The sequence below is a fragment of the Phreatobacter stygius genome, from assembly GCF_005144885.1.
Lineage (GTDB): Bacteria > Pseudomonadota > Alphaproteobacteria > Rhizobiales > Phreatobacteraceae > Phreatobacter > Phreatobacter stygius.
In genome coordinates this window covers 1,377,646-1,391,202 of sequence record NZ_CP039690.1, presented here as the reverse complement: position 1 = coordinate 1,391,202, position 13,557 = coordinate 1,377,646, and the positions used below count along the sequence as shown (strand labels likewise).

11 protein-coding genes are annotated in these 13,557 nt (G+C 67.2%); 7 read left to right on the top strand and 4 right to left on the bottom strand.

Going from position 1 to position 13,557, the window contains the following annotated elements:
• The first annotated feature begins 32 nt into the window (after positions 1–32).
• Entirely contained in the window at positions 33–2,345 is a 2,313-nt protein-coding gene (locus E8M01_RS06390) for a hybrid sensor histidine kinase/response regulator (protein WP_136959365.1), read from the top strand.
• Positions 2,346–2,368: 23 nt separating this feature from the next.
• Here E8M01_RS06390 and E8M01_RS06385 read toward each other — a convergent pair whose 3' ends face one another.
• From E8M01_RS06385 to E8M01_RS06375, 3 genes are all read right to left on the bottom strand, one after another.
• On the bottom strand, positions 2,369–3,037 hold the full coding sequence (locus E8M01_RS06385; RefSeq protein ID WP_136959364.1) for a response regulator: 669 nt from the start codon (positions 3,035–3,037) through the stop codon (positions 2,369–2,371).
• Positions 3,038–3,248: 211 nt separating this feature from the next.
• Positions 3,249–6,371: an efflux RND transporter permease subunit gene (locus E8M01_RS06380; protein WP_136959363.1), complete on the bottom strand. Its 3,123-nt coding sequence runs from the start codon at positions 6,369–6,371 to the stop codon at positions 3,249–3,251.
• Between the two features lie 14 nt (positions 6,372–6,385).
• Positions 6,386–7,591 (bottom strand): efflux RND transporter periplasmic adaptor subunit, encoded by a 1,206-nt coding sequence (locus E8M01_RS06375; RefSeq protein ID WP_136959362.1) that lies wholly within the window; start codon positions 7,589–7,591, stop codon positions 6,386–6,388.
• Positions 7,592–7,792: 201 nt separating this feature from the next.
• Between E8M01_RS06375 and E8M01_RS06370 the strand changes: the two genes are divergently transcribed.
• From E8M01_RS06370 to paaE, 6 genes are all read left to right on the top strand, one after another.
• Entirely contained in the window at positions 7,793–8,686 is an 894-nt protein-coding gene (locus E8M01_RS06370; protein ID WP_136959361.1) for a PaaX family transcriptional regulator C-terminal domain-containing protein, read from the top strand.
• 109 nt (positions 8,687–8,795) lie between these two features.
• On the top strand, positions 8,796–9,788 hold the full coding sequence (gene paaA, locus E8M01_RS06365; protein WP_136959360.1) for a 1,2-phenylacetyl-CoA epoxidase subunit PaaA: 993 nt from the start codon (positions 8,796–8,798) through the stop codon (positions 9,786–9,788).
• Positions 9,789–9,806: 18 nt separating this feature from the next.
• Positions 9,807–10,094, top strand: coding sequence for a 1,2-phenylacetyl-CoA epoxidase subunit PaaB (gene paaB, locus E8M01_RS06360; protein ID WP_136964472.1), 288 nt, complete (start codon positions 9,807–9,809; stop codon positions 10,092–10,094).
• Positions 10,095–10,106: 12 nt separating this feature from the next.
• A complete protein-coding gene (gene paaC, locus E8M01_RS06355) occupies positions 10,107–10,862 on the top strand; it encodes a 1,2-phenylacetyl-CoA epoxidase subunit PaaC (RefSeq protein WP_136959359.1) in 756 nt (251 codons plus the stop codon).
• Between the two features lie 7 nt (positions 10,863–10,869).
• On the top strand, positions 10,870–11,403 hold the full coding sequence (gene paaD / locus E8M01_RS06350; protein WP_136959358.1) for a 1,2-phenylacetyl-CoA epoxidase subunit PaaD: 534 nt from the start codon (positions 10,870–10,872) through the stop codon (positions 11,401–11,403).
• A gap of 11 nt (positions 11,404–11,414) precedes the next feature.
• Entirely contained in the window at positions 11,415–12,503 is a 1,089-nt protein-coding gene (paaE, locus tag E8M01_RS06345) for a 1,2-phenylacetyl-CoA epoxidase subunit PaaE (RefSeq protein ID WP_136959357.1), read from the top strand.
• On the opposite strand, the gene E8M01_RS06340 is transcribed toward paaE, so the two are convergent.
• Complete coding sequence (locus E8M01_RS06340) at positions 12,494–13,501, bottom strand: fatty acid desaturase (protein ID WP_136959356.1); 1,008 nt, start codon at positions 13,499–13,501, stop codon at positions 12,494–12,496. The two genes, paaE and E8M01_RS06340, sit on opposite strands and share 10 nt — an antisense overlap.
• Positions 13,502–13,557: the final 56 nt, after the last annotated feature.

Genomic DNA, 13,557 nt, shown 5'->3' with positions numbered 1-13,557 from the left:
ACGGGGGCGCGGCGACGCGCGACACTTCGGACATGGCCATTTTCGCGACGCCACTTGCTCGCCCGGGTCTGCGCGGCATCCTGACCGGCACGTTGGCCGTGTTGACGGCGGCGCTGATCTTCAGCGTCACGGCGGTGGTCGTGTGGACGGCAACCCGCGAGGCACAGCGCTCGATCGGCCGGTCGCTCGCCGACCTCGCCGGCTTCATGCGCGAGGCGCTGGAGAGCGACGTCTATGAGCGCTGGCGCAACACGCGCACGATCGCGACGATACCGGCCTTCGCCGGCCGGGCGAATTCTTATGCCGCGCGGCGCGCCATCCTCGACCGCGTCAAAGCGAATTTCGAAGAGATCGTCTGGATCGGCCTGGCCGATACCAATGGCCGGGTGATCGTCGCCTCCGGCGGCAGCGACGAAGGCTCCGACGTCAGCGAGCGGCTGTGGTTCAAGGCGGCGCGCGATCGCGCCAGCGCAGCCAACGAGAATACCCAGCGGCCGCAATCGCTGACGCCGACCGGCGAGCGTGTCATCGAGATCGGCTCCAATGTCCGCAATGCCGAGGGCGAGGTGATCGGCAGGCTCGGCATGCTGGTCAGTTGGGACTGGCTCGGCCATCTCCGGCGCTCGCTGATCGAGCGTTCGCGCGGCCGCCAGTCGGACCTCGAGGTGATGGTGCTCGACCGCGACGGCCGGGTGATCATCGGCGATCCCGAGCATCTCGACCCGGCCTTGACCCTGACGGTCGCCCGGCGCGCCGACGGCTTCGAGATCGAGAAGATGTCGGATGGCCGCGTGCTGCTGATCGGCACCAGCCGGGCGGCCGGCGGGCGCGGCGTCGACGGGCTCGGCTGGCAGATCGTGGTGACCTCGAGCGCCGAGATCGCCTTCGCGCCGGTCGATACGCTGCGCCGGCAGATCATCGCCGCCGGCGGTTTCGTCGGCCTTCTGGTGCTGATGGCCGGCTGGTGGGTCGCGGGTCGCATCGCAAGTCCGCTGCAGGCGATCGCCGCGCGTGCCGACCGGGTCGGCCTTGCCGATGCGCTCGACGGCGTGGTGATCGAGGTGCCGCAATCCTCGTCGAAGGAGGTGGTGTCGCTGGCCGCCTCGCTGCAGGGCATGATCGATCGCCTGGCCGATAACGAGGAAGCGCTGAGGCATCTGGCCAATACGCTGGAGGTTCGCGTCGCCGACCGCACGGCCGAGCTGGAGACCGCCAACCACGCCCTGAGCGTCGCGCGCGACGATGCGGTTGCCGCGACCGCGGCGAAGTCGCGCTTCCTGGCGGCGGCCAGCCACGACCTGCGCCAGCCGCTGCATGCCCTGTCGCTGTTCGCCAGCGCGCTTGCGCGCCGGGTGACCGGCGACGAGCCGCGCCGGCTGGTCGCCAATATGGAGACGACGCTGTCGTCGCTGCAGGACATGTTCAACGCCCTGCTCGACGTCTCCAGGCTCGATGCCGGCATCGTTGTCGCCGAGCCGCGGGTCTTCGTGATCGGCGATCTCCTGGAACGGATCGCCGCGGGCTTTCGCGCGCAGGCCGCCGCCAACGGGCTCGAGTTCCGGCTGGTGCCATCGCGCCTTGCGGTCACCAGCGACCCGATCCTGATCGAGACGGTGTTGCGCAACCTGGTTGCCAATGCGCTGAAATTCACCGCGTCCGGCGGCGTGCTGGTTGGCGTGCGCCGGCGCGGCGACATGGCGGTGCTGGAGATCCACGATACCGGCACCGGAGTTCCGATCGAGGACCGCGACCGGATCTTCGAGGAGTTCGAGCGGGCCAAGCAGGCGGCGCATGGCCAGAACGACGGGCTGGGGCTGGGTCTTTCGATCGTCCGGCGGCTGTGCAACCTGCTCGGCCATCATGTCAGCGTGGCCAGCCATCGCGGCCGCGGCACGGTGTTCCGGGTCGAAATGCCGATCGCCGCGCAGCCGATACGCGTGGAGGAAGCGCGGCCGAGCGCGCCGTCGGTGTCACTCGCCGGCCGGCATATCCTGATCCTCGACGACGAGCCGATGATCGTCGACGCGCTGGCGCGCACCCTGCGCGACGACGGCGCGACCGTCACCGCGGCCAACAGCGCCGAGGAGGCGACACGGGCGCTGGCGCAGGCCCTGCCGATCGATCTCGCGGTGATCGACCTGCAGCTCGAACAGGGCATAGACGGGCTGGATCTGGTGCGCGGCTGGCAGCAGGGCAGAAGCACCCGGCTGCCGGCGCTGATCGTCACCGGCGCCACCGATCCCCTGACACTGGCACGGCTGCAGTCGAGCGGCATTGCCTGGATGACCAAGCCGGTGGCGGTGCCGGTGCTGCGTGCGACCGTGGCGCGGCTGGTGGCGGCCTGACCTGGCCGCGGCGGGCCGGATGATCAGGCGCGCGGCAGGAGCGCCGCGGCAGCCGCCACGGCGGCGGCGCGGTTGCGTACGCCGAGGTGGCGGAACAGCGCGGCGAGGTGGATCTTGACCGTGCCGTGGCCGAGATCGAGATCGCGGGCGATCTCCTTGTTCGAATGGCCCCGGAGCAGCAAGGCCAGCACATCACGCTGGCGCGGCGTCAGGCGCGACAGGTCCACCGGTTCGGCCGGCCGGTCGGTGGTGTCGGGCGCCTCCGATGCCGGCTGGCGTGGCGGCATGGTGCTGGCGAGCGAGGCCGGCACGAAGATGGCGCCGGCGACAACGGACCTGAGCGCGGCGACCAGGTCGTCCTCGACAAGGCGCTTCGGCACGAAGCCGTTGACGCCGGCGGCGAGCGCCTCGAGCACATCCTTGCGGTCCTCGGAAGCGCTGACCACGGCTATCGGCAGATCCGGATAACATTCGCGCACCGCCGCGAGGCTGGCGGCACTTGCCATGCCGGGCATGGACAGGTCGAACAGGGCGAGCGCGACATCGCCGATCTCGCCGAGCTTCTCCAGCGCTTCGTCCAGCGAACCCGCCTCTTCGACGTCGTCGAAGCCGAGCCGGTCCTTCAGGGTGAAGGCCAGGCCCATGCGGTAAAGTCCATGGTCGTCGGCAATGACGGCGATGCGGCGAGACATGTCCGACAGGGGTAAGGCTCAGGGCGTCATGCTGTCAACGCAAGACACCGCGATCCGCCCGTGCAGAGGCCTTCGGATACGTTTGGATACGTTTTTCGTCCGTTCGTTGGCCCGAAGCTCGGAATTCTGGTCCGGCGCGGGGGCCGCGGGCGACCGGCAAGGGTCGCCCGGGGAGACGTCGCCAGATGGCGCCAAGGGCCGGCTGCCGGCTTTACTCCGCCGGCGTGCCGTGCGGAACCGGAGCAGCGGCAACCGCCTTCTGGCTGCCGCGCCGGCCGAACCAATCGCTGAGGCCGTCGAACATGATGTAGATCACCGGCGTGATGAACAGCGTCAGCAATTGCGACATCATCAGGCCGCCGACAACCGCCAGGCCGAGCGGCTGGCGCAGCTCGGCGCCGGCGCCGGCGCCGATGGCGATCGGCATGGCACCGAGGATGGCGCAGAGCGTGGTCATCATGATCGGCCGGAAGCGCAGCACGGCCGCTTCGACGATGGCCTCCTTCGCCGGTACCCCGTGGTGGCGACGCTCCACCGCGAAGTCGACCATCATGATGGCGTTCTTCTTGACGATGCCGATCAGCATGACGACGCCGATCATGGCGATGACCGACAGGTCGAGGCCGAAGATCTGCAAGGTCAGCAGAGCGCCGATGCCGGCCGAGGGCAGGCCCGACAGGATGGTCAGCGGGTGGATGAAGCTCTCGTAGAGCACACCCAGCACGATGTAGATGACCAGGACCGCGGCGAACAGGAGCAGTCCCTGGTTGGCGACCGCCTGCTGAAACACCTGGGCCGAGCCCTGGAAGCTGGTGGCGATGGTCGCCGGCAGGTTGACCTCGCGGGCCGCGGCCTCGATGCGCTCGACCGCCTGCGACAGGGCGACGCCCGGCGGCAGGTTGAACGAGATGGTCACCGCCGGCAGCTGGGCGAGGTGGCTGACGGTCAGCGCCGTCGGCTGCTCGCGGATGGTGGCGACCGCGTCGAGCGGCACGATGGTGCCGGACGGCGTGCGGACCGTCAGCCGGCGCAGCATGGACGTGGTGTCGTTATATTTGGGATCGGCCTCGAGGATCACCTGATAGGTGTCCTCGGGCGCATAGATGGTCGAGACCTGGCGAACACCGAAGGACGAATAGAGCGCCGAGCGGATCTGGTCGGCGGTCAGGCCGAGACGCGAGGCGGCGTCGCGATTGACGTCGACAATGGTCGACCGCGCCTTCATCTGCAGGTCCGAATTGACGTCGAGGATGCCGGGCAAGGTGCGGATCTTGGCTTCCAGGGTGGTCGCATAGTGGCGCAGGCCCTCGAGGTCGGGCGACTGCAGCGTGTACTGATACTGGCTGCGCGACTGCACGGCGCCGACGGTGATCGACTGGATCGGCTGGAAGAAGGCCTGGATGCCCGGGATCTGGGCGGTGGTCCGGCGCAGGCGCTGGATCACCTCGTTGGCGCTGGTCTTGCGTTCGGGCTTGGCGCGCAGCGTGATGAACATGCGCCCGGAATTCTGGGTGTTGGCGGCATTGCCGCCGCCGACCGTCGAGTTCACCGAAATGACATCCGGGTCCCGGCTGATCGCCGCGGCGAGTTCCTGCTGGCGGGTCACCATGGCGTCGAACGAGGCGTCATCCGGACCGAGCGTCGAGGCGGTGATCAAGCCGTTGTCCTCGACCGGGAAGAAGCCCTTCGGAATGTCGCGGAACAGCATGAAGGTGAAGACGAAGGTCGCAATGGTCACGCCGATCATGATGACCGGCATGTTGACGACCTTGCGCAAAGCCCAGCCGTAACCGCGGGTCAGGCCGGTGAAGAAGGTCTCGAACAGGCGCAGCGGCAGGATCGGCTTCGCTTCGTGGTCGATCGGCTTCAGGAGCCGCGAGCAGAGCATCGGCGTCAGCGTCAGCGATACGACGCCCGAGATCAGGATGGCCATGGAAATGACCAGGCCGAACTCGGTGAACATGCGTCCGACCACGCCGCCCATGAACAGCACGGGGATGAACACCGCGACCAGCGAGATGGTCATCGAGACGATGGTGAAACCGACCTCGCGCGAACCGACCAGCGCCGCCTGGAACGGCTCCATGCCCTCCTCGATATGGCGCATGATGTTTTCGAGCATGACGATCGCGTCGTCGACGACGAAGCCGACGGCGAGCGTCAGGGCCAGCAGCGAGATGTTGTCGATGGAATGGCCGAGCACATACATGCCGGCGAAGGTGCCGATCAGCGAGATCGGCAGTGCCACCGCGGGAATGATGGTGGCGCGGACGCTTTTCAGGAAGAACCAGATCACCAGCACGACCAGGCCGCCGGCCAGCAGCAGCGAGAACTCGACGTCCTCGATCGAGGCACGGATCGACTCGGAACGGTCGTTGAGCACCTTGATTTCATAAGAGGCCGGCGCCTCGCCCTGGATCTGCGGCAGCAGCGCGCGGATGCGATCGACCACCTCGACCGTATTGGCGTCCGGCTGGCGCTGGACGGCGAGCACCAGCGAGCGCTTGCCGTCGAGCCAGGAGGCGACGCGGTCGTTCTCGACGCCGTCGACCGGGGTCGCGACATCCGAGACGCGCACCGGCGCGCCGTTCTGCCAGGCGACGATCACCGGCCCGTAGTCGGCGGCGCGGTTGACCGGACCGGTCGCATCGAGGATCGCCGAGCGGGCGCCCTCGTTGACCGAGCCGACCGGGCGGTTGGAATTGGCGTTGACCAGGGCATTCTGGAGATCGGCGAGACTGAGCCCGCGGGCGGCGAGCTGGTCGAGATCGGCGCGGATGCGCACGGCATATTTCTGGCTGCCGAAGACCAACACCTGGGCGACGCCCGGCAAGGTCGAAATGCGCGGCATGATGGCCGAATTGGAGAAGCGATCGAGATCGGACAGCTTGGCGATATCCGAGGCGATCGACAGGAAAACGATCGCCTGGTCGGCCGGGTTGACCTTCCTGAAGCTCGGCGGCGTCGGCATGTCGACCGGCAGGCGGCGCATGGCGGCCGAGATCTGCGATTGAACGTCGAGAGCAGCGCCGTCGATGTTGCGGTTGAGGTCGAACTGCAAGACGATCGAGGTATTGCCGAGCGACGAGGTCGAGGTCATCGACGAGATGCCGGCGATCGTCGAGAACTGCTTCTCGAGGATCAGGGCGACCGAGGATGCCATGGTTTCCGGGCTGGCGCCGGGCAGCTGGGCCTGGACCTGGATGGTCGGAAAGTCGACCCGCGGCAGCGCCGCGACCGGCAATTGCTTGTAGCCGAACATGCCGGCGGCGATGAACGAGACCATCAGCAGGATGGTCATGACCGGTCGGCGGATGCAGAGCTCGGAAAGCATGGTCCTGACCTCCCTCAGCTCTGCTTGCCGGGAACCGGTGTTTCGGTCGCCGCGGCATTCGGCCGGGCGACCACCGGAATGCCCGCGACGAGGCGGAGCTGGCCCGAGGTGATCACGTCTTCGCCGCCGTTGAGGCCCTTGGAAATGATCGCGACATCACCCGCCGAGCGGGCGACCGTGACATTGACGATGGCCGCGCGGCCGTCGCGGACGGCAAAGACATAGGGCCCGTTCTGGCCGACCTGCAGGGCGGCCGAGGGGATCACCACGGCATCGTTCTCGACGCCGAGCGTCACCTTGACCGGCACGAAGGCCCCGGGCCAGAGCTGCTCCGCGCCGTTCTCCATGCGCGCCTTGGCGATCACCGTGCCGGTGGTCTGATCGATGGTGTTCTCGATGAAGGCGATGGCGCCGCGCGAGGTCCGGCCGCCGATGGTGGCCTCGACGATGATCTGGCTCCCGGTGGCGGTGGCGCCCAGGACCGCGCGCATTTCGTAGAAGGTGTTCTGCGGCACGGCGAAGGCGATATAGATCGGGTCGATCTGGTTGACGGTGGCGAGCGGCGCGGTATCGGCCGAGCGGACGAAGGCGCCGGGCTTGGCGAGGATCGAGCCGATCCGGCCGGAGACCGGCGCGGTGATCTGGGTATAGGTCAGCTGGGCGACCAGGGCCTCGCGGTTCGCCTCGTTGGCGGTCAGCTGGGCCTGCAAGGACTTCAGCGCGGTAATGGCATTGTCGCGCGCGACCTCCGACCCGACGCGCCGGTTGGCGAGATCGGTGGCGCGGTCGCGGTCGCGGGTGGCCTGTTCGATCTGCGCCTTGTCCCTGACGATCTGGGCTTCCATCTGGCCGATCTGGGCGCGCAGGATGCGGTCGTCGAGGCTGAACAGCAATTCGCCTTGCTTGACCTGGGCGCCCTCGGCGACATGCACGGCGACGACCTGGGTGTCGAGCCGCGGCTTGATCTGGATCGAGGCGATCGGCTGCACCGTGCCGATGGCGTCGACGGTGATCGGCATCGGCCGGCGCTCGGCGCGGGCAAGCGTCACCGGCACGGCGGCCGGGCCGGTGGCGCGGCGGGTGGCAGCCTCGGCGGCCGGGGTGTCGCGCTTCAGCAGTCCTTGCGCCTTGACATAGGCCTGTTCGGCAAGGTCGGGACGCCAGGTCGCGATGCCTCCGGCAATGGCGAGCAATCCGAAAACGATGACAACCCTGAGCATGCGACCATTCCTTCGAGAACGCGTGGGGTCGCCTCACGTCGCAGGCGATCACGCAGACCTGGTTTCCCAAGGGTCACCATAGGCCTTGTCTGATCCAGAGGACATTCGGCCCGATGGCCTAGACCATGTCCTGCGGCTGATCTCGCGGCCGGGGCGCCCCGGCGATTGCGCTTGCCGGCGCATCGCGCTAGCGCTCAGTCCATGGAAACGCACGCATCGGATATGGCGGAGGCGGCCGAAGCACTCAGGCGCCGCTTCCTGGCGAACCGGCCGGTGCGCACCGCATCGCTGATCGTCACCCTGTTCGGCGACGCCATCGTGCCGCGCGGCGGCGAATTGTCGATCCGCGCCCTGATCGACCTGATGGGGGGCCTCGGCATCGAGGCAGGCGCGGTCCGCACCGCCATGTCGCGGCTCGGCGCCGACGGCCTGTTCGTCAAGCGCAGCGTCGGCAAGCGGCCGCGCTATCGCCTGTCGGGGTCGGCCGAGCGAACCTTCGCGGGTGCCTTCCGGCGCGTCTATGCGGGCGAGCGGCCGGCGGCTGGCGGCGGCTTCAGGATCGCCATCGTTCCGGCGCAGGCTAAAAAGGCGCTGGATGTCGAAGACCTCGCTGCCGCCGGTTACCGGTCCTTCGTGCCCGGGGTTTTCGTCGCTCCGGCATCGGTGAGCCCAGCCAGGCTGCCGGCCGGCGCTTTCCTGCTCGACGCCTCGGCCGACGACGAGACGACGCGGCGCATCGCCACCGACATTCTCGGAATGGCCGGCATCACCGAGGCTTACCGGCGCTTCGTCGGCGACCACGTCGCGCTGGCCGGCGCGATCGGTGGTGGTGCCGGCCTGAGGCCGGCCGATGCCTTCGCATTGCGGATCCTCAGCGTCCACGCGTTCCGGCGGATCGTCATCCGCGATCCCGGCCTGCCGGAAGACCTGCTGCCACCGGATCGGCCCGACCGCCAGGCCCGCGGCCTCGTCGCGGCGCTTTATGCAGCCCTGGCCGAGGCGTCCGAGGTCCATCTCGACCAGGTCGCCGCTGCCGATGCCGAGCCGCTGACGCCGTCCGTCATTGATCTCGCCAGCCGTTTCAGGGGTCTCTGACGCCGCGGTCTCGCTGCGCCGCAGCAATGCTTTTTGATGTCGTGTTACGAAAAATATTGACTTATAGAATTTTTGTAACATAGTGGCACGAACCCTCCGGAGGTGCGCCATGTACACGCAGGCCCTGAACGTTAGGGATGACGGACCGGTCCCGGTCGACGAGGTCAGGGACGGCCGTTTCCAGGCACGCATCGACCGCGACGAGAAGATCGAGCCGAATGATTGGATGCCGGAGAAATACCGGCGCACCCTGATCCGGCAGATCTCGCAGCACGCCCATTCGGAAATCATCGGCATGCTGCCGGAAGGCAATTGGATCACCCGCGCGCCGAGCCTGAAGCGCAAGGCGGCGCTGCTCGCCAAGGTCCAGGACGAAGGCGGCCACGGGCTCTATCTCTATTCGGCCGCCGAGACGCTCGGCATCAGCCGCGAGGAGATGAACGAGCAGCTGAATACCGGCAAGGCGCGCTATTCCTCGATCTTCAACTATCCGACCCTGACCTGGGCCGATATCGGCATGGTCGGCTGGCTGGTCGACGGCGCGGCGATCATGAACCAGATCCCGCTGTGCCGGACGAGCTACGGCCCCTATGCCCGCGCCATGGTGCGGATCTGCAAGGAGGAGAGCTTCCACCAGCGCCAGGGCTACGAGATCGTCATGACGCTGGCGCGCGGCACGGCGGACCAGAAGGCCATGGCGCAGGATGCGCTGAACCGGTGGTGGTGGCCGGCCTTGATGATGTTCGGCCCGCCGGACGCCGAAAGCCTGCACACCGATCAGAACATGGCCTGGCGGATCAAGCGCTTCTCCAATGACGAGCTGCGCCAGAAATTCATCGATGCGACCGTGCCGCAGGGCCATTTCCTCGGCCTCGAATTTCCCGACAAGGACCTCGCCTTCGATGAGGCGACCGGCCACTGGCGCTTCGGCGCCATCGACTGGGACGAGTTCAAGCGCGTGCTGGCCGGCGAGGGCCCGTGCAACCGCCAGCGGCTGGCCCAGCGCAACCGATCGCACGAGGCTGGCGCCTGGGTGCGCGAGGCGGCGCTGGCGCATGCCAAGAAGCGCGCCGCGCGTCGTCTCGCCCAGGCTGCCGAGTGAACCCGCGGAGCAATCATGATGACCACGCAAAACTGGCCGCTCTGGGAAGTCTTCATCCGCTCGCGCAACGGCATGGCGCATCGCCATGTCGGCTCGCTGCACGCGGTCGATGCGCCAATGGCGCTGCAGGCGGCGCGCGACACCTATACTCGGCGCGGCGAGGGGCTTTCGATCTGGGTCGTGCCGTCGCAGGCGATCACCGCCTCGGATCCGGCCGACAAGGACATGCTGTTCGAGCCGACGGCGTCGAAGATCTACCGGCATCCGACCTTCTATGAAGTGCCTGACGATGTCGGACACATGTGAGGACGTGAGGTCATGACCGACGGTCCGCTGTTTCTCGCTACCCTCAGGCTCGCCGACGACGCCCTGGTGCTCGGCCATCGCCTGTCGGAATGGTGCGGCCATGCGCCGGTGCTGGAAGAGGACCTGGCGCTCGCCAATCTCGGCCTCGACCTGATCGGCCAGGCACGGTCGCTCTACAGCTATGCCGGGACCGTCGAGGGCCGAGGCCGCGACGAGGACCAGCTCGCCTATCTCCGGCGCGAGGGTGAATACCGCAACCTCTTGCTGGTCGAGCAGCCCAACGGCGATTTCGCCGTCACCATGACACGGCAATTGCTGTTCTCGGCCTTCATGCATCCGTTCCACGTGGCGATGAAGGCCTCGAGCGATCCGACGCTGGCGGCGATCGCCGCCAAGGCCGAGAAGGAAATGGCCTATCACGTGCGCCATACCGGCGAGTGGCTGATCCGGCTCGGCGACGGCACCGCGGAAAGCCACCGGCGGGCTCAAGCCGCGCTCGACGAGCTCTGGCCCTATTCGGGGGAGCTGTTCGAGGTCGACGAGGCGATGCGGGCGGCGATCGAGGCGGGCTTCGTGCCGGATCCGGAAGCGATCCGGCCGCGTTTCGATGAAACCATCGACCATGTGCTGGCGGAAGCGACACTGAACAAGCCCAAGGTTGGGGCTTTCCAGGCCGGCGGCCGGGCCGGGCGGCATAGTGAGCATATGGGTTTCCTGCTCGCCGACCTCCAATACATGCAGCGCACCTATCCGAACGCCACCTGGTGAGGTCGATATGGGCGCGGTCCTAACTTTCGATCAGGCGCGGCAACCGGCCGACAAGTCTCGGGCTGATGCTTGGGCTGATGCTTGGGCGGTCGCGGCCGCGGTCTGCGATCCGGAAGTGCCGGTGCTGACCATCGAGGATCTCGGCGTGCTGCGCGAGGTCAGGATCGAGAACGGCCGGGTCGAGGCCTTCATCACGCCGACCTATTCCGGTTGTCCGGCGATGAACCTGATCGCGCTCAATGTCGAAGTGGCGCTGGAAGAGGCCGGCTTCACCAACGTCAAGGTGACCAGCGTGCTGTCGCCGGCCTGGACCACCGACTGGATGAGCGAGGCCGGCAAGGCCAAGCTCGCCGCTTACGGCATCGCTCCGCCCAAGGGCAAGGCCGGCAGGCGCGCCTTGTTCGGCGAAGAGGTCGTGGCCTGTCCGCGCTGCGGTTCGGCCGATACGGCCAAGGTTTCGGAATTCGGCTCGACCGCCTGCAAGGCGCATTGGCGCTGCCGCGCCTGCGCCGAGCCTTTCGACTATTTCAAATGCATCTGAGGGCGCCGACGATGACCCCTGCCCATGCCCCCCATTTCCATCGCCTTGTGGTCAGCGATATCCGGCGCGAGACCCAGGACACGGTGTCGATCGCCTTCGCCGTGCCCGACGACCTGAAGCCGGCTTATCATTTCGAGCACGGCCAATATCTGACGCTGAAGACGGCCATCGAGGGCGAGGAGTTGCGCCGGTCTTATTCGATCTGCACCGGCATCGACGACGACGATCTGCGCGTGGCGGTGAAGCGGGTCGACGGCGGCCGCTTCTCGACCTTCGCCAACGAGATGCTGAGGGTCGGCGACCCGATCGAGGTGATGACCCCGATGGGCCGGTTCACCACGCCGCTCGATCCCCTGGAGCCGCGGGTCTATCTGGCGATCGCCTGCGGTTCGGGCATCACGCCGGTCATGTCGATCATCCGCACCGTGCTGACGCGCGAACCGGCGAGCCGCCTCGTGCTGATCTACGGCAATCGCAGCGCCGCATCGATCATCTTCAAGACCGCGCTGGAAGACCTGAAGGACAGCTTCCTCGGCCGCTTCTCGGTGCACCATGTGCTGTCCCGCGAGGCCTCCGACTTCCCGGTGAGCCATGGCCGGATCGATGCCGCCAAGATCCGGACTTTCGTGCTGCACGGATTGCACGGCGGCACCGTCGATCAGGCCTTCCTGTGCGGGCCGCAGGCGATGATCCAGGAGGCGCGCGAGACGCTGGAAGCGCTCGGCATCGCGCATGACCATATCCATTCCGAACTGTTCGCCACCGCGGGCAGCCGGCAGGCCCCGACAGTGGTGCGCAAGCCCGATCTTTCCAACGGCCTGCCCCTGTCGATCCGGCTCGACGGTGCATTGCACAGCATCGCCATGGATCCGACCGAGACGGTGGTCGAGGCGGCGATCCGCCATGGGCTCGACCTGCCTTACTCCTGCAAGGGCGGCATGTGCTGCACCTGCCGCGCCAAGCTGGTCGAAGGCGCGGTGGCGATGGACCAGAACTTCTCGCTGGAACCCTGGGAAATCGAAGCGGGTTTCGTGCTCACCTGCCAGAGCCGGGCGACATCCGGCACGTCAGCCGTCAGCGTCGATTTCGACTATGCCTGAGGGCTGCCGCCGCGGCCCGGGCTCGGATCTCGGGTCACGCGCGAATGCAGCGAATAGCGTGGGTCGGTAAAAAACTCCCAGAGCAGCCGCGTCCAGGACTGGTGGCTGACCAGGGTCAGGTAGAATTCCGGCGCGATGCGGGTGATCTCGGGCAGCCGGTTCCAGGGCACCGACGGAAAGTCGTGGTGTTCGTTGTGATAGCCGATATTCATCGAGACCCGGTTCAGGCCACCATAATAGCTGCCGGTCTCCTGTTCGGGATCGAGGGTGTAATGTTCCTGGATCCAGCGGCCGCCCAGCGGATGCAGGCCAATGGCGAACCAGAATGAGGCGATGAGATAGACCAGCGCATTGGCGCCGGCGAACCAGCCCATGGTGACGACGAAGACCACGGTCGCGGCCATATTGGCAAGCGCCCAGCCGTCGCGCGGCGCAAGCCTCGACACGCGCAGCGCGTGGGCGCCCTGGAACAGCGGAAACAGGAACAGCCAAAGTACCTTGCCGAAGACCGAATGACCGACCAGACGGGCCTCCCACGCGGAGGGCAGGTCGGCATCGCGCTCCATGTCGCCCTGGAAGGCATGGTGCTGAAGGTGGAAGGCGCGAAAATTCATTGCCGTGGGCAAGCAATTGGGCAGGTCCGCGATGATGGCGATCAGCTTGTTGGCGTTGCGCGAGCGCAACACCAGATTGTGGGTCGCCTCGTGAATGACGATGAATAGGTTGTGGTTCATGAAGGCGCCGAACAGCCAGCCCACGCCGAGCGCCGCCCACCACCAGTCGAGGCCTAGATGGCCAAAGCCGATGGCAACGAGAATCTGCGCCGCGACATGGCTGACCATGACCGCGGCGGTCCAGGGATTGCGGCCGATCAGCGCCCGGATTTCCGGATGAGCCTTCAGGATCGCCTTGGTGCGGCTGGCGTGGGGTTCCGCGGAGATCGAATGATAGAAGCCAGACTGTTTCGGTTTGCCGGTCGTCAGCGTCGTGCCGTGCATGCTTGCCCCGCGGATTGCCGCATGGGCGGCTAATCCGTCTTTGCTGCGGAGCCGGT